This window comes from Streptomyces sp. NPDC059994 (assembly GCF_042737755.1).
Classification (GTDB): Bacteria; Actinomycetota; Actinomycetes; order Streptomycetales; family Streptomycetaceae; genus Streptomyces.
Genome location: NZ_JBHWUR010000016.1, coordinates 46,008 through 62,298, shown reverse-complemented (window position 1 = coordinate 62,298; position 16,291 = coordinate 46,008). Strand labels below are relative to the sequence as shown.

11 protein-coding genes are annotated in these 16,291 nt (G+C 71.5%); 2 read left to right on the top strand and 9 right to left on the bottom strand.

What is annotated here, in order from left to right; all coding sequences use genetic code 11:
• Positions 1–226: 226 nt before the first annotated feature.
• The 7 genes from ACFWA7_RS11655 to ACFWA7_RS11625 form a co-directional block, all read right to left on the bottom strand.
• Positions 227–3,175 carry a M14 family zinc carboxypeptidase gene (locus ACFWA7_RS11655; protein ID WP_385822525.1) on the bottom strand — a complete coding sequence of 983 codons (2,949 nt, stop codon included), beginning with the start codon at positions 3,173–3,175 and terminating at the stop codon, positions 227–229.
• 201 nt (positions 3,176–3,376) lie between these two features.
• Positions 3,377–4,366, bottom strand: coding sequence for a DNA-binding protein WhiA (gene whiA, locus ACFWA7_RS11650; protein WP_371652041.1), 990 nt, complete (start codon positions 4,364–4,366; stop codon positions 3,377–3,379).
• Complete coding sequence (gene yvcK, locus ACFWA7_RS11645) at positions 4,357–5,379, bottom strand: uridine diphosphate-N-acetylglucosamine-binding protein YvcK (protein WP_385536960.1); 1,023 nt, start codon at positions 5,377–5,379, stop codon at positions 4,357–4,359. The genes whiA and yvcK overlap by 10 nt, the downstream gene beginning before the upstream one ends.
• On the bottom strand, positions 5,376–6,320 hold the full coding sequence (gene rapZ, locus ACFWA7_RS11640) for an RNase adapter RapZ (protein WP_385536963.1): 945 nt from the start codon (positions 6,318–6,320) through the stop codon (positions 5,376–5,378). The genes yvcK and rapZ overlap by 4 nt, the downstream gene beginning before the upstream one ends.
• Complete coding sequence (gene uvrC, locus ACFWA7_RS11635) at positions 6,317–8,362, bottom strand: excinuclease ABC subunit UvrC (RefSeq protein ID WP_385822523.1); 2,046 nt, start codon at positions 8,360–8,362, stop codon at positions 6,317–6,319. The genes rapZ and uvrC overlap by 4 nt, the downstream gene beginning before the upstream one ends.
• A 107-nt stretch (positions 8,363–8,469) precedes the next feature.
• Positions 8,470–9,288, bottom strand: a complete 819-nt coding sequence (locus ACFWA7_RS11630) for a hypothetical protein (protein ID WP_385822585.1) — start codon at positions 9,286–9,288, stop codon at positions 8,470–8,472.
• A 5-nt stretch (positions 9,289–9,293) separates the two neighbouring features.
• Positions 9,294–9,953, bottom strand: coding sequence for a papain-like cysteine protease family protein (locus tag ACFWA7_RS11625; protein WP_385822521.1), 660 nt, complete (start codon positions 9,951–9,953; stop codon positions 9,294–9,296).
• Between the two features lie 314 nt (positions 9,954–10,267).
• On the opposite strand from ACFWA7_RS11625, the gene ACFWA7_RS11620 reads away from it, so the two are divergent.
• Positions 10,268–11,191: a hypothetical protein gene (locus ACFWA7_RS11620; RefSeq protein ID WP_385822520.1), complete on the top strand. Its 924-nt coding sequence runs from the start codon at positions 10,268–10,270 to the stop codon at positions 11,189–11,191.
• A gap of 36 nt (positions 11,192–11,227) precedes the next feature.
• Here the strand turns inward: ACFWA7_RS11620 and ACFWA7_RS11615 are convergent, their stop codons facing one another.
• The gene (locus ACFWA7_RS11615) at positions 11,228–11,656 is read right to left on the bottom strand and encodes a Rieske (2Fe-2S) protein (protein ID WP_385822517.1); all 429 of its coding nucleotides are present in this window, start codon (positions 11,654–11,656) and stop codon (positions 11,228–11,230) included.
• 131 nt (positions 11,657–11,787) lie between these two features.
• Here ACFWA7_RS11615 and ACFWA7_RS11610 point away from each other — a divergent pair, with 131 nt between their 5' ends.
• On the top strand, positions 11,788–12,693 hold the full coding sequence (locus tag ACFWA7_RS11610) for a carbohydrate kinase (protein WP_385822515.1): 906 nt from the start codon (positions 11,788–11,790) through the stop codon (positions 12,691–12,693).
• A 607-nt stretch (positions 12,694–13,300) separates the two neighbouring features.
• Here the strand turns inward: ACFWA7_RS11610 and uvrA are convergent.
• The gene (gene uvrA, locus ACFWA7_RS11605; protein WP_385822513.1) at positions 13,301–16,273 is read right to left on the bottom strand and encodes an excinuclease ABC subunit UvrA; all 2,973 of its coding nucleotides are present in this window, start codon (positions 16,271–16,273) and stop codon (positions 13,301–13,303) included.
• Positions 16,274–16,291 lie beyond the last annotated feature (18 nt).

The window sequence follows — 16,291 nt, the reverse complement described above, 5'->3', positions numbered from 1 at the left end:
GCGAGTTGTATGGGATGTCCCCGACCGCTTATGACCCTACCTCTCCCGGAGCCGTGGAGTGACATCGAGCGCACCCCATGAGCGGCCCCAACGGCCCGGACATGGCCGACGGCCCATACCTACCAACGGGTAAGGGCCGCCGGGGGGACTTTCGTCCCGACTACGGAGCGTGATGTCCGGGGTAGGGGGGCGCCCCGGTGCTCAGCACGGGGGCGCCCGGACCGGATCAGTCCCTCAGCGCGCGGAGCGCCTTGCCGATCACGTTCTTGCGGTCGGCCGCCGCCGGCACGTGCTCAAGGCCGAAGCCGAGCAGCACGGTGTCGTGGGTGGTGACGGCCGCCTGGGAGTGGAAGAGCGCCTGGGAGCGGGCCCAGTCGCCGGCGTTGCCGGGGCTGCCGGCCGGCGGTCCCGGCACGCTCCACGGGCCGAGCGCCGTCTCGAAGCCCTCGGCGCCCTGTGCGGTGCCGCCGATGACCAGCCTGGTGTCGTCGACGAAGGCGCCCACCCCACCGGTGCCGGGGTCCGACACATAGGAGAGGGAGAGCTCGACCTGCTTGCCCGCGTAGGCGCTGAGGTCGACCGAGACCGGCTGCCAGCCGTTGGAGGAGCCGGTGAACCGGTTCCACGCGCCCGAGGTGCCGGTCGACGCGCAGGCGCCGGAGCCGACGGTGAGGTAGTGCGCCAGGAACGGGTGGCCCTGGACGTAGTAGCCCTGCTCGCACTGGGCGGGCACCGCGGTGCTGGTGCCGCCGTTGGCGTCCGGCAGGGTCGTCCAGTCCTCCTGCCCGACCGTGTGCGCCTCGACGATCACGTTGTCGAAGCCGGGCTCGGTGTCATAGCTGAGCTGGAACTGCAGGCTCGGCTTGGCGGCCGCCGCCGTGCCGCTCAGGTCGACGGTCCTGGACAGTCGCATATAGGCGCTGTCCTGGTGTTCGGCCGCCGCGAACCAGTCGCCGGCGGCAGGCTCGAACGGGGTGCGGATCCCCGGGTAGCTGCCCGCGGCCGCGCTCTTGAACTGGGGGAACTGGTCGGGCTTGAGCGTGTCCGAGGTGATCGTGTACGCCCCGGCCAGGTCCAGCGGATTGTCGCCTGCGTCGCCGAGTGCCGCCTTGGCGCCCGCCAGCTTCCCGGCGCCCTCGAAGGCCGGCGGGGACTTCAGGCCGACGCGGTTGTAGGCGCCGAGGTAGTACTGGGCGAAGTCGTCGGAGTCGGCGCCGCCGAGGTCGACGGTGCCGCCCGCCTTCTCACCGGCGTTGACGAGCCGGCCGCCCTCGTTGAGGTAGTCGCGCACGGCCACGGTGACCGCGGCGGTGGGCCGCTCGGCACCCGTGTACCAGACGGCCGTCCTGAAGTGGCTGAGCACGCCGAGCGCGCTCGGGGTGCCCTGGGTGGCCACGTCCCAGACCGCGGACTTGCGGCCGTTGTCGGCGAGCGCCTTGGTGTACGCGCCGACGTGCTGGGCGGGCGCGGTGCCGCCCTCCTCCGCGATCACCAGGGTGTCGCCCTTGGGCCGGGCGGCCACGGTGTAGGTGAACGGCGTGCTGGAGGTGCGCTTGCCGGCCCGGGTGCGCCCGGTGAACCAGACCTCCACCTTGGAGCCGGTGTCCGCGCCCTCGACGGTGGCCCGGTACTGGTCGAAGTGGATGTTGTCCTCGCCGCCGTAGACGTCGCCGCCCTTCCAGGCCGTGAGGTCCTCGGTGTGCGTACGGCCGCCGTCGATGCGGTAGTTCAGGGTCTTGTCGCGCACCGACTTGCGTACGGTGACGGCGACTTCCTGGTCCTCGCCGCGGGCGTACGAGGTGGTGAAGGCGTCCGGAGTGAAGTCGGGGGCCTCGATGCCGACCGGGGAGACCGGCTGGTCGGCCTGGCGCGCGGTGTCGGCGACGGCCAGCGCGAACGGGATGTTCTTGGCGAACTCCTGCTGGATCAGCTTCTCGTCGTCCGGGAAGTTGAAGACCGACTGGCAGTCACCGGGCTTCCACTGGTCGCCCGGGTCGATCCGGGAGGCGGTCTGGCAGGTCGACATCTCCGGGGTGAACATATGGATCCCGTTGACGTTCCCCGCGTGGCCGTCGGCCTCGCCGTTGGTCGTGTACAGCTCGGAGGAGAGCTGGGAGTGGTAACCGGGGATCGCGGGCTTCTCGGGCGTGCCGGCCAGCGACTTGTAGAGGACGTCGTCCGGGGTCGGGGTGGCGACCTGCCAGCCCACGCCGTACAACAGCAGCTCGGCCGCGGAGTGGTAGTTGATGGCGTAGCCGAAGCCGACCCGCTTCTCGAAGGCGTCCAGCGCGCGGGTCTCCGGCTCGGAGCCGGCGGAGGGGCCGCGGTAGGTCTCGTCGGCGGGGTCGGGGGACGAACCCTCGTTGTCGTAGCCCCACTTGTACGGGAAGTTGCGGTTGGGATCGACGCCGTCGCCGGGGGCCGTCTTCCCGTCGCCGTTGTTGTCGCGCAGGTTCTTGCGCCACAGGCGCTGCTGGGTGCCGGTGAAGGTGTAGTCGTACCCGTCGGGGTTGGCGGAGAGCACGAACCACAGCTCGGTGGAGTCCACGAGCTTGGTGATCCGCGGGTCCTTGCCGTAGTTGTCGAGGTAGTAGTGCATCAGCCGCCGGGTCATCTCCGGGGTGATCCACTCACGGGCGTGCTGGTTCGACATGTAGAGCACGGAGGGCTTGGAGCCGTCGCGGCTCCTGGCCGCGCCCTTGGTGAGCTTGAGGGCGAGGATGTCCTGGCCCTTGACGGTCTTGCCGATCGACTCGACCTTGGTGAGGGCCGGGTGGGCGAGCTGGGTGTCGACGATTTCCTTCCGCAGCCCGTTGTCCCCGCTGTAGGGGCGGAAGACGCCGTCTCCCTGGGCCTTGAGGCGCTTCTCGGTCGCCGTCGAGAGCATGTGCTCGGTGAGGTCGACGCCCTGCTTCCTCAGCGTGCCGGCCTGCTTCTGGGTGAGGTAGAGCTCGACCTTGGCGGTCCCCCGGTCGGGTACCTGCGCTGTCAGTTCCTGACCGTCCGCGCCCTGCTGGAGCAGCAGTGGCAGCTGCGCCTTGGTGACGTTGGCGTACCAGACGGAGAGTCCTTCACCTCCGCCGCCGCCCGGGCTGGCGTGAGCGGCTGGTACCGCCGCCAGGCCGGCCGTGAGCAGTGAAGCCGCGGCGAGGATCGCTCTCGCTCTGCGTCTCATTGGCCCCCCTTGCTGTTGTGTGCCACGAAAGTGGACAGACGCCAGGCTCATGACACTTCATGATCATGTCAATACCATGGAAGGGTGGTGAAACCGGAACCGGCGCCCACCAAGTGGGCGCCGGTCACAGCAAGTTGAACCATAGAGCTGACAGCGGTACGAGAAGGGCACCGGCGCGAAGCGGAGGGAGCGGTCCCCCGATCAGCCGACCAGGCCGTCCGCCATCTCCTCGGTCAGATTGGACTCGGTGCCGGGGATGCCCAGGTCCTGGGCCCGCTTGTCGGCCATCGCGAGCAGCCGGCGGATCCGGCCCGCCACCGCGTCCTTGGTCAGCGGCGGGTCGGCGAGCGCGCCCAGCTCCTCCAGGGAGGCCTGCTTGTGCTCCATGCGCAGCCGCCCGGCGGCCGCCAGGTGCTCGGGCACCTCGTCGGCGAGGATCTCCAGGGCGCGCTGGACGCGGGCCCCGGCGGCGACGGCGGCCCGCGCCGAGCGGCGCAGATTGGCGTCGTCGAAGTTGGCCAGGCGGTTGGCCGTGGCGCGCACCTCGCGGCGCATCCGCCGCTCCTCCCAGGCCAGCACCGAATCGTGCGCGCCGAGCCGGGTGAGCAGGGCACCGATCGCGTCCCCGTCCCGCACGACAACCCGGTCCACGCCCCTCACCTCACGGGCCTTGGCCGGGATCTGCAGCCTGCGGGCCGCGCCGACCAGCGCGAGCGCCGCCTCCGGACCCGGGCAGGTCACCTCCAGCGAGGAGGAGCGGCCCGGCTCGGTGAGCGAGCCGTGGGCGAGGAAGGCCCCGCGCCAGGCCGCCTCGGCGTCACAGGTGGCCCCCGAGACCACCTGGGGCGGGAGACCCCGGATGGGGCGGCCCCGGCCGTCCACGAGGCCGGTCTGGCGCGCCAGCTGGTCGCCGCCCGCCACCACCCGTACGACGAAGCGCGAACCGCGGCGCAGCCCGCCCGGAGCCATCACGATCAGCTCGGAGCTGTGGCCGAAGATCTCCAGGATGTCCCGCTTGAGCCGGCGCGCCGCCATCGCGGTGTCCAGCTCCGCCTCGATCACGATGCGGCCGCTGACCAGGTGGAGGCCGCCCGCGAACCGCAGGATCGACGAGACCTCCGCCTTTCTGCAGCAGGTCCGGGTGACGGGGAGCCGGGAGATCTCATCCTTCACCGCTGCCGTCATCGCCATGGGCCGATCCTTCCATGCATCCGAAAAATACGGTCGTACGCGGCGGCCAACAGCTCCCGGTCATGTCTCGGGGACCCGTCGGGCGCGGCGACCGCCGCCAGCTCGACCACGGCACCGAGCTGCCTGGCGGCGTCGGCGAGGGACTCGCGGTCGGGCACGGCGGCCTCGTCGGCCAGCACCACGTCCAGGGCGAGTTTAGGGGCGTGTCGTCCCAAAACCTCCAAATGACGCTGCGGAGAGAAGCCATCGGTTTCGCCGGGCTGGGGCGCCAGGTTCAACGAGAGCACCTTGCGGGCCTTGGTGACCGTGAGCGCGTCGAGCAGCTCGGGCACCAGCAGGTGCGGGATGACCGAGGAGAACCAGGACCCCGGGCCGAGCACCACCCAGTCGGCGTCCAGGACGGCCTCCACCGCCTCCGGGACCGCCGGCGGGTCGTGCGGGACCAGGTTGACGGACTGCACCTCGCCCGGGGTGAGCGCCACCGTGGCCTGGCCGCGGACCGTGTCCACGTCGGTGGGGCGGGCCGGGTCGTGGCCCCTGACCAGCGCCTCCAGCTCCAGCGGGACGGCGGACATCGGCAGCACCCTGCCGTGCGCCCCGAGGAGCTTGCCGACCAGGTCGAGCGCCTGGACATGGTCACCCAGCTGCTCCCACAGGGCCACGATCAGCAGATTGCCGACCGCGTGCTCGTGCAGCTCGCCCTGGGACTGGAAGCGGTGCTGGATGACCCGGGCCCAGGTCTGGCCCCAGTCGTCGTCGCCGCAGAGCGCCGCCAGCGCCTTGCGCAGGTCGCCCGGCGGCAGTACGCCCAGCTCCTCCCGGAGCCGGCCGCTGGAACCGCCGTCGTCGGCCACGGTGACGACGGCGGTCAGGTCGCCGGTGATCCGGCGCAGCGCCGCGAGCGACGCGGAGAGACCCATGCCGCCGCCGAGGGCGACGACCTTGGGCTGGGCGCCACGCTTGCGGCCGGTGCGCAGCACCGGTCCGCTCGTGCGCCGTCGGTACACCTTCACTCGCGCCCCATGTCCCGGTGTACGACGACGGTCTCGATCCCCTCGGAGGCGAGGCGGGCGGCCAGCTTCTCGGACATCGCGACGGAGCGGTGCTTGCCGCCGGTGCAGCCCACGGCGACCGTCACGTACCGCTTGCCCTCGCGGCGGTAGCCGGTCGCGATCAGCTGGAGCAGCTCGCTGTACTGGTTGAGGAACTCCTTGGCGCCCGGCTGGTTGAAGACGTAGCCCGACACCTCCTCGTTCAGACCCGTGAACGGGCGCAGCTCCGGCACCCAGTGCGGGTTCGGCAGGAAGCGGCAGTCCACCACCAGGTCGGCGTCGACCGGCAGGCCGTACTTGTAACCGAACGACATCACCGTGGCGCGCAGCTCCGGCTCCTCGTCCCCGGCGAACTGGGCGTCCATCTTGGCGCGCAGCTCGTGGACGTTGAGGCTGGAGGTGTCGATCACCAGGTCGGCGTCGCCGCGCAGCTCGCGCAGCAGATCGCGCTCGGCGGCGATGCCGTCGACGATCCGGCCGTCACCCTGGAGCGGGTGCGGGCGGCGCACCGACTCGAAGCGTCGCACCAGCGCGTCGTCGGACGACTCCAGGAAGACGATCCGCCGGGTGACCTGCTTGGAGTCCAGGTCGGCCAGCGACTCGCGGAGGTTGTCGAAGAAACGGCGGCCGCGCACGTCGACGACGACGGCGATGCGGGCCACATTGCCCTGGGACCGGGCGCCGAGCTCCACCATGGTGGGGATCAGCGCGGGCGGCAGGTTGTCGACGACGAACCAGCCGAGGTCCTCCAGGCACTTGGCGGCGGTGCTGCGTCCGGCGCCGGACATCCCGGAGATGATCACCAGCTCGGGGATGGCCGCCTCTGCGGCGGCGTCGTTCGTCGTGCCCGTACTCACGTTTTCGGCTCCAGCTTCTGCTTCTGTTCGGTCGTGCTCAGTCATTTCGCGGTTCCCCCGTCGTCTTCAATGATCTCTCCTGTCGCCGTGTTCACGGCGGGTGCGGCCGGGGCTGTCCGCGCCAGGGCCGCCGCCACGGTCTCGGCCGTCTTGCGGCCTATCCCGGGAACTTCGCAGATCTCCTCGATTGTCGCCGACCGGAGCCGCTTCACCGAGCCGAAATGCTTGACCAGAGCCTGTTTGCGGGACTCGCCCAGGCCCGGCACCTCGTCCAGCGGGCTCGCCTTGAACCTCTTCGTCCGCTTGACCCGCTGATAGGTGATGGCGAACCGGTGGGCCTCGTCACGCACGCGCTGGAGCAGATACAGCCCCTCGCTGGAGCGGGGCAGGACGACCGGGTCGTCGTCGTCCGGCAGCCAGACCTCCTCCAGGCGCTTGGCGAGCCCGCAGACCGCCACGTCATCCATCCCGAGCTCGTCCAGGGCCCGCTTGGCGGCCGCCACCTGCGGCTGCCCGCCGTCGACGACCACGAGCTGCGGCGGGTAGGCGAACCGCTTGGGCCGCCCGTCCTCGGTGCGGGGCCCGGCCTCCACGGCGGCCTCGCCGGGCGCCGGGACCTCGCCGGAGGGGGCCGGGCCCGCCTCGGCGCCCTCGCCCTCCTCACCGTCCGCCCACTCCCCCAGCCGGGCGCTCTCGGCCAGATAGCGCTTGAAGCGGCGGGTGATCACCTCGTGCATGGACCGGACGTCGTCCTGGCCCTCGAAGCCCTTGATCTGGAAGCGCCGGTACTCGCTCTTCCTGGCCAGGCCGTCCTCGAAGACGACCATGGACGCCACCACGTCCTCGCCCTGGAGGTGCGAGATGTCGAAGCACTCGATCCGCAGCGGGGCGCTTCCCAGCTCAAGGGCCTGAGCGATCTCCTCCAGGGCCCGGGAGCGGGTGGTCAGGTCGGAGGCGCGTTTGGTCTTGTGCAGCGCGAGCGCCTGCTGCGCGTTGCGCGCGACCGTCGCCATCAGGTCCTTCTTGTCGCCGCGCTGCGGGATCCGCAGCGACACCTGCGACCCGCGCCGCCCGGCCAGCCAGGCGCCGACCGACCCGGTGTCCTCGGGCAGCGCCGGGACCAGCACCTCCTTCGGTACGGAGTCGCCGGTCTCCTCCCCGTACAGCTGCTGGAGGGCGTGCTCGACCAGGCCCGCCGTGTCGACGGCCTCGACCTTGTCGGTGACCCAGCCGCGCTGGCCCCGCACACGCCCGCCGCGGACGTGGAAGATCTGGACGGCCGCCTCCAGCTCGTCCTCGGCGACCGCGATCAGGTCCGCGTCGGTGGCGTCGGTGAAGACCACCGCGTTCTTCTCCAGGGCCCGGCGCAGCGCCCCTATGTCGTCGCGCAGCCGCGCGGCCCGCTCGTACTCCATCTCCTCGGCCGCCGCCGTCATCTCCTTCTCCAGGCGGCGGATGTACGTACCGGTGCGCCCGGCCATGAAGTCGCAGAAGTCGTCGGCCAGTTCGCGGTGCTCCTCGGGCGTCACCCGGCCGACGCAGGGGGCCGCGCACTTGCCGATGTAGCCGAGCAGACAGGGCCGGCCGATCTGGGCGGAGCGCTTGAACACCCCGGCGGAGCACGTCCGTACGGGAAAGACGCGGAGCATCAGGTCCACGGTCTCGCGGATCGCCCACGCGTGTCCGTACGGACCGAAGTAGCGCACGCCCTTCTTCTTGGCGCCGCGCATCACCTGGACCCTCGGGAACTCCTCGTTGAGGGTGACCGCCAGGTACGGATAGCTCTTGTCGTCGCGGTACTTGACGTTGAAGCGGGGGTCGAACTCCTTGATCCACGAATATTCGAGCTGGAGCGCCTCGACCTCGGTGGAGACGACCGTCCACTCCACGGACGCGGCCGTGGTGACCATCGTCGCCGTGCGCGGGTGCAGGCTCGTGAGCGGCTGGAAGTAGTTCGCGAGCCGCTGGCGCAGGGACTTGGCCTTGCCGACGTAGATCACCCGGCGGTGTTCGTCCCGGAACTTGTAGACCCCCGGCGAGTCGGGGATCTGTCCCGGCTTGGGGCGGTAGGTGGAGGGGTCTGCCATGTCCACCACCCTACTGGCGGGGACCGACAACGCGGTTTCACGGGGCGCGGAAACCGCGCGACCGGCCACGCACGATCCGTGGCCGGTCACACGGTCAGGGGAATTGCCTACCCCCGGTTCGCCCCGCGCCTGCGGCGGCGCAGAGCCACCGCGCCGAGGCCGGCCGCCGCGAGCGCACCCGCACCGGCCGTCACCGAGGTGACCCCGGCCGTGCCCGTCCCACCGCCGTGGCCGGCTGACGCGGCCTGGGCCCGGACCTCCTCAGGGCTCTGCCCGTACCCCCCGGCCTTGCCGGACTTCGCGTACGCGGAGCCGGGCAGCTTGTCGCCGTAGGCCCGCTGGACGCGCTGCCGGTAGGCGGCCAGGGTGGTGCCCCTGGCGCCGACCGCGCGCACCGCGTCCTCGTCCAGGGGAAGCACGGTGGCGCCCTTCTGGACGTACCAGGCGTTGATCTGCGGCTCCTGGAAGACGGTGCCGCCCGGCAGCCTGCCCGCGCCCGCCGCGGCATAGCGGGACTCGTCGTCACCGGTGGCTATGTTCACCACCTTCCAGGTGGTGCCCTGCGGAACGGACCACAGGGAGGCCTTCTGGCCGTCCGAGGAGACGGCCGTGGAGGCGAGGTACTCCAGCTTCGCGACGGGAGCGCCCGCCCGCCCGGCGACGAACTCCGGGGAGAGCGTGTAGACGGGCACCGCGTCGCCCTGGATGCGCGGGGCGGCGGTGGTCAGGGACACCTTGCCGTCCCGGGCGAAGAAGCGGGAGAGCGTGTCGAGGGTGGCGGGGGCCGCGGCCGCCCGGTGGGCGGCCGCCTTGGAGTCGGCCGTTGGGGTGGGGTTGTCGGCGGCCGCCGCGTACGGGGCGCAGAGACCGGCGAGGCCGGTGAGCAGCGCCGCGACGGCGGCGGAGGACAGACGTCGCTGGGTCATCGTCGTCACGCCCCGATCCGGTAGAGCGAGTGGGTCCACGAGAACGAGTCGTTGTCGACGTACCAGTCGTGCGAGGCCCAGTTGTAGCGGTTGCTGGAGGGCCACGGGTCTCCCCAGTAGACCCAGCTGTTTGCGGTGTCGTACCCGTAGATCACATGCATGTGACCGCCGCCGCTGGACCACTGGATCCGGCTCTCCATGGGCCGGTCGGCGTTGATCTCGGTCTGTACGGTCGAGTAGCGCAGCCAGCCGGTGACGTACGAGCCGGAGTTGATCCCGGCCCAGCCCAGGGCGTTCTGCACATTGCCCAGGTCCGCCTGCCAGTTGGGGCAGTCGTAGCCCTGCTGACGCCCGAAGGCGGCGTTGCAGAACTGGTTCTGGCTGTAGTTGCGCCCGAACCAGGTGGCGATGGTGTTTCCGCTGGCGGCCCAGCACCAGTTGTTCTTCTGCTGGGCCTGCATGGTGATGTTGAGCTGCTTCGACGTGGCTGCCGTGGCGGACGGCGAGTCGGCGGCGGTACGGGTGTCGGTGGCGGCGGTCGTGGTGGTGGCGGCTGTGGTGGCGCCGTGCTCGTGCGGGGATGCGACGGCGCTCGCCGTGGGGGCGACGAGCAGGGCCGTCACCACGAGGGCGAGGGCCGAGAGCCGTCTCTTGCGGTTGTGCATCGCGTTCCTCCCGAAGCGGGGGGTGTGGGGATTGGAGGAGCGCGTCCGGACGCTTTCGGTGAGCATCGAACGTTGTCGTGAGCTGGTCAACGCGCTTCAATGCGGGGTGAGACACGGGTGTGAACGGAGTGGCCGCCATGTGAACAGGCCTTCCAGGCCCACCAGGCCACCCGGGTCCCGCGGCGCCCCTTGACCACCCCCCGCCGTGAACGTTCACTGCGCGGTCCGACCCCCCGGACCAGCAGCGCAGTTGAACCAGGCCGCCCTGTACGGCCACCCCCACCGAGATCCGAGCAGTCCCGAGGGAGTCCCCCATGCTCCACACCGATGCCGATCTGGCACAGGTGCTGCACACCGGCCCGTTCCACCTGGCGCTGCGCGCCGCGCTCGCCGTCCGCGGACTTCCGCTCCAACGCGTGCAGCACCATCTCGCCGGGCGCGGCGTCAAGGTCGGCGTGACCAGCCTGAGTTACTGGCAGCAGGGCGCCCGGCGCCCGCAGCGCGCAGAGTCGCTACGGGCGGTGCGCGCCCTGGAGGAGGTCCTCGGGCTGCCGGAGCGGTCGCTGCTGCGGCTGCTCGACGACGGCGACGCGCGCGAGGCGGAACGCCCGGCGGGCCGCTCCTACCGCTCCCTGGTGGAGGCCTCCGGCGCCGTCGAGCGGCTGATAACCGGAATGGAGTCACCGGTGGACGGCGGGCTGCACACCGTCGGCCACCATGAGCGGGTGAGCATCGGGGCGCACCGGGAGCTGCTCGGCCGCGACTCCCAGCAGGTGGTGCGGGCCCACCGCGACGGCGTCGACCGCTACCTGGCCATCCACCACGGCGACCCGGGCGGCGACCCGTCCCGGATCCGGGTGCGCGCCGCCGAGAACTGCCGCACCGGCCGGGTGCGCTGGGACGCCGAGACCGGCGTCCTGGTGGCCGAGCTGCTGTTCGACGCCCGACTGCGGGCCGGTGAGACGTACCTCTTCGGCTACGGCTTCGAGGACGGCACGGCGGGGGCGAGCAGCGAGTACGTACGCGGCTTCAGCTTCGCGGGCGGCCAGTACGTGCTCCAGGTCCGCTTCGACGAGCACGCCCTGCCGGTCCGGTGCCGCCGCTTCAGCCAGACGTCGACCGGCTCGACCCGCTCACCCCGCGGCGACCTGACCCTGAGCGGCCGGCACCGGACGGTGCACCTGGTCGAGCAGGGGGTACGGCCGGGAATCCTGGGGATCGGCTGGGACTGGGCGTAACGGTCCGCCTACGTACGTAGTACGTAGGCGGTACGGCTAGGCGTCCGGACCCGCGACGAGCTTGCCGTCCTTGACCCTCACCGGGACGGAGGGCAGCGGGACGGTCGCCGGGCCGTGGACCGGCTGGCCGGTCATCACGTTGAAGCGGCTGCCGTGGCACGGGCAGTTCCCGTGCCCGTCCTCGATCTTGTCGAGGACGCAGCCGGCGTGGGTGCACTGGGCGCTGAACGCCTTGTACTCGCCCTTGGCCGGGCAGGACACCATCACGCGCTGCTCGCGGTAGAGCTTGGCCCCGCCGACGGGGATCTCCTCGGGCGCGCCCAGGGTGACCGGCGCGGTCGGGGTCGGCGTCTCGGCGTGGCCGAGCTTGGAGTCGGTGGAGCAGGCGGCCACTCCCAGCCCGGCGGCCCCGGCGAGGGCCGCGCCTTTCAGCACGGTACGACGGGCGGCGGGCTGGCCGGACATGGGGTCTCCACAGGTCATGGGGGGTTGGTGACGTATCCGACGATACCGGCGGGAGCTGTGGGGCGGAGGGGTGGGTAGTGGCGGGGCCGGGGCTGGACGGGACCGGTCCGGATGGGTGTACGTTCGGCCGCGTGATCGTCGTCGCCGGAGAAGCCCTCATCGACCTCGTCCCCGAGCGCCCCGGCGACCGGCTGGGCCCCCTGTCGCCCCGGCTGGGGGGCGGCCCGTACAACACGGCGGTGGCCCTCGGGCGCCTCGGCGCCAAGACCGCGTTCTGCTCCCGCGTGTCGACGGACGGCTTCGGCGAGGCCCTCCTCGACGGCCTGCGCGCCGCCGGTGTCGACACCTCCCTGGTCCAGCGCGGCCCCGAGCCGACGACGCTGGCGGTGGCGGCGGTCGGGGCGGACGGGGCCGCCGGATACGGCTTCTACGCGTCCGGCACCGCGGACCGCCTCTTCGAGCTGCCGCCCGAACTCCCCTCCGGTGTACGGGCGCTGGCGCTCGGCACGTGCTCGCTTGTCCTGGAGCCCGGGGCCAGTGCGTACGAGGCGTTGCTGCGGCGGGAGTCGGGGCGGGGCGTGTTCACCCTGCTCGACCCGAACGTCCGCCCCGGCCTGGTCCCGGACGCGAACGCCTACCGGGCCCGCTTCCGCTCCTGGCTGCCGTACGTGTCCCTCCTGAAGCTGTCCGAGGAGGACGCGGCGTGGCTGGGCGGCGGGGTGGAGGAGTGGCTGGCGGCGGGGCCGGAGGCGGTGGTCCTGACGCGGGGCGCGGCGGGGATGACCGTGTGGACCCGGTCCGGCGACGAGGTCTCCGTCCCGGGCGAGCGGGTCGAGGTGGTCGACACGATCGGGGCGGGGGACACGGTGAACGCGGCGCTGCTGCACGCGGTGGCGGGGCGGGGGCCCCTGTCCGCGTCCGCGTGGTCCGCCGCGCTCGCGTACGCGGCCCACGCGGCGGCCCTGACGTGCGGGCAGCGGGGCGCGCAGCCGCCACACGCCGGGTCCCTGAGCACCCCCACCCCGCCCGTTCCCTAAACCCTCCGGGGGTGGGTGGGGGTGGAGGTGGTTCTCCCGGGGGCTACGCCCCGGACCTCCGGTGCGGAGGCTCCGCCCCCGTACCCCCTCGGGGGGCCTGAGGCCCCGCCCCCGCTTCGGGGCTTCGCCCCGGGCTCCGGTTTCGTCTGCGGGCTGTCTGCGGCTGCTCGCACCCACGCGGCGGAGCCGCACATGTCACAGCCCCGCACCCCTGAAGGGCTCCGTCCCGGACCCCGTTCGTCTGCAGGCCGTCTGCGGCTGGCCGCGCCCACGCGGCGGAGCCACACATGTCACAGCCCCGCACCCCTGAAGGGCGCGGCCTGCGGCCCCTGCCCCGCTCCTCAAACGCCGGAGGGGCTGAATCTTGGCCGCGCCCCCTTCTGCCAGCCTTTAGGGGCGCGGGGAACTGCGCGACCAGCCCCCACCGAGCCCGCAGACAAACACGGGGTCTGGGGGCGAAGCCCCCAGGAGCCGAGCCCTCCCGACCCCAGCAACGGGCGGGCGGGCGGGCAAACCCCCGGGGCCGGGGCGAAGCCCCGCGCACGGCCACCGGCCCGCAGCCGGACAACCGGGGCCCCGGGGGCCGAAACCCCCGGGACCGAGTGGTTCAGGCCTTCCGGGCCCGGGACGCCGCCTTCTTGGCCGGGGCCTTGGCCACCGCCTTCTTCGCCACCGCCTTCTTCGCCGGCGCCCGCTTCGCCACCCTCCGCACAGGAGTCGGCTCCGCGTCGCTGATCCGGTCCGCACCCAGAATGTCGCGCAGGAACTTCCCCGTGTGGCTCGCGGCCACCGACGCGACCTGCTCCGGCGTCCCCTCGGCGATCACCAGGCCACCCCCGCTGCCGCCCTCGGGGCCCATGTCCACGACCCAGTCCGCCGTCTTGATGACGTCGAGGTTGTGCTCGATGACGATCACCGAGTTCCCCTTGTCGACGAGTCCCGACAAGACCTTGATCAGCTTCGAGATGTCCTCGAAGTGGAGGCCGGTCGTCGGCTCGTCCAGGACGTACACCGTCCGCCCCGTAGACCGCTTCTGCAGCTCCGACGCCAGCTTCACGCGCTGCGCCTCGCCGCCCGACAGCGTCGGGGCCGACTGGCCGAGCCGGACGTAGCCAAGCCCCACCTCGTTCAGCGTCCGCAGGTGACGGGCGATCGTCGGCACCGCCTCGAAGAAGTCCAGCGCCTCCTCGATCGGCATGTCGAGGACCTCGGCGATGGACTTGCCCTTGTAGTGGACCTCCAGCGTCTCCCGGTTGTAGCGCGCCCCGTGGCAGACCTCGCACGGCACGTACACGTCCGGCAGGAAGTTCATCTCGATCTTGATCGTGCCGTCGCCCGAGCAGTTCTCGCAGCGGCCGCCCTTGACGTTGAAGGAGAACCGGCCCGGGAGGTACCCCCGTACCTTCGCCTCCATCGTCTCGGCGAACAGCTTGCGCACGTTGTCGAATACGCCCGTGTAGGTCGCCGGGTTCGACCGCGGCGTACGGCCGATCGGCGACTGGTCGACGTGGACGACCTTGTCGACCTGGTCGTCGCCGTCCACGCGCGTGTGCCGCCCGGGGACCGCCCGCGCGCCGTTCAGCTCGCGCGCCAGGTGCGTGTAGAGGATGTCGTTGACCAGGGTCGACTTTCCGGAGCCGGAGACACCGGTGACCGCGGTCAGCACGCCCAGCGGGAACGAGACGGCGATGTCCCGGAGGTTGTTCTCCTTGGCGCCGTGCACGGTGAGCTGGCGCGACGGGTCCGCGGGGCGCCGTACGTCCGGCAGCGGGATGGACTTCTTGCCCGACAGATACTGCCCCGTCATCGACTCCTTGTTGGCGAGGAGCTGCTTCAACGGGCCGCTGTGGACGACCTTTCCACCGTGCTCACCGGCGCCGGGGCCGATGTCGACGACCCAGTCGGCCACCTTGATGGTGTCCTCGTCGTGCTCGACGACGATGAGCGTGTTGCCCATGTCGCGCAGGCGGACCAGCGTCTCGATCAGCCGGTGGTTGTCCCGCTGGTGCAGACCGATGGACGGCTCGTCCAGCACGTACAGCACGCCGACCAGGCCCGAGCCGATCTGGGTGGCGAGGCGGATTCGCTGGGCCTCGCCGCCCGACAGCGTCCCGGCGGCGCGGTTGAGCGAGAGGTAGTCGAGGCCGACGTCGACGAGGAAGCGCAGCCGCTCGTTGACCTCCTTCAGGACCCGCTCGGCGATCTTCTTGTCGCGCGCGTTGAGCTTGAGCTCGCCCAGGAAGTCGGCGCAGTCGCTGATCGACATCGCGGAGACCTCGGCGATCGAGCGGTCCATCACGGTGACCGCGAGGACCAGCGGCTTCAGTCGCGAGCCCTCACAGGTCGGGCAGTGGACCTCGCGCATATAGCCCTCGAAGCGCTCGCGCGCCCCGTCGGACTCCGCCTCCGAGTGGCGCCGCTTGACGAACGGCACGGCGCCCTCGAAGGAGGTCGTGTACGCGCGCTCCCGTCCGTACCGGTTCCGGTAGCGCACTTCGATCTGCGTCTTGTGGCCGTACAGCAGCGCCTTCTTGGCGCGCTGCGGCAGCCCCGCCCAGGGGATGTCCGTACGGAAGCCGAGCTCTTCGGCGAGCGCGCCGACCAGGCGGGCGAAGTAGTCCTTGGTGTGGCCGAGCGACCAGGGGGAGACCGCACCCTCGTCGAGGGACTTCTCCTCGTCCGGGATGATCAGCTCGGGGTCGACCTCCATGCGCGTGCCGATGCCCGTGCAGTCGGGGCAGGCGCCGAAGGGCGAGTTGAAGGAGAAGGAGCGCGGCTCCAGCTCCTCGAAGGACAGGTCGTCGTACGGGCAGTACAGGTGCTCCGAGTACATCCGCTCGCGCTCGGGGTCGTCGGCGGCCAGGTCGACGAAGTCGAGCACCACCATGCCGCCGGCCAGCCCGAGCGCGGTCTCCACCGAGTCGGTGAGGCGGCGCTTGGCGGAGTCCTTCACGGTGAGGCGGTCGATGACCACCTCGATGGTGTGCTTCTCCTGCTTCTTGAGCTTGGGCGGCTCGGAGAGCTGGATCGTCTCGCCGTCCACGCGCGCGCGGCTGTAGCCCTTGGTCTGGAGGTCGGCGAAGAGGTCGACGAACTCGCCCTTGCGCTCGCGCACCAGCGGCGAGAGCACCTGGAAGCGGCTGCCCTCCGGCAGTTCGAGCACCTTGTCGACAATGGCCTGCGGCGACTGGCGGGTGATCGGCCGGCGGCACTCGGGGCAGTGCGGCTTGCCGATGCGCGCGAAGAGCAGACGCAGGTAGTCGTAGACCTCGGTGATGGTGCCGACCGTCGAGCGCGGGTTGCGCGAGGTCGACTTCTGGTCGATGGAGACCGCGGGCGACAGACCTTCGATGAAGTCGACGTCCGGCTTGTCCATCTGGCCGAGGAACTGGCGGGCGTACGAGGAGAGCGACTCGACGTAGCGGCGCTGCCCCTCGGCGAAGATCGTGTCGAACGCGAGGGACGACTTGCCCGACCCCGAGAGCCCGGTGAAGACGATGAGGGAGTCGCGCGGGAGGTCGAGCGAGACGTTCTTGAGATTGTGCTCGCGCGCGCCACGGACGATGAGACGGTCGGCCACGCCGGTCCGCACCTTTCT

Bases quoted from the DNA above. Each gene is read 5' to 3' on its own strand.
- ACFWA7_RS11655 (WP_385822525.1), bottom strand. From the start codon at position 3,175: ATGAGACGCAGAGCGAGAGCGATCCTCGCCGCGGCTTCACTGCTCACG.
- whiA (WP_371652041.1), bottom strand. From the start codon at position 4,366: ATGGCGATGACGGCAGCGGTGAAGGATGAGATCTCCCGGCTCCCCGTC.
- rapZ (WP_385536963.1), bottom strand. From the start codon at position 6,320: ATGACTGAGCACGACCGAACAGAAGCAGAAGCTGGAGCCGAAAACGTG.
- uvrC (WP_385822523.1), bottom strand. From the start codon at position 8,362: ATGGCAGACCCCTCCACCTACCGCCCCAAGCCGGGACAGATCCCCGAC.
- ACFWA7_RS11630 (WP_385822585.1), bottom strand. From the start codon at position 9,288: ATGACCCAGCGACGTCTGTCCTCCGCCGCCGTCGCGGCGCTGCTCACC.
- ACFWA7_RS11625 (WP_385822521.1), bottom strand. From the start codon at position 9,953: ATGCACAACCGCAAGAGACGGCTCTCGGCCCTCGCCCTCGTGGTGACG.
- ACFWA7_RS11620 (WP_385822520.1), top strand. From the start codon at position 10,268: ATGCTCCACACCGATGCCGATCTGGCACAGGTGCTGCACACCGGCCCG.
- ACFWA7_RS11615 (WP_385822517.1), bottom strand. From the start codon at position 11,656: ATGTCCGGCCAGCCCGCCGCCCGTCGTACCGTGCTGAAAGGCGCGGCC.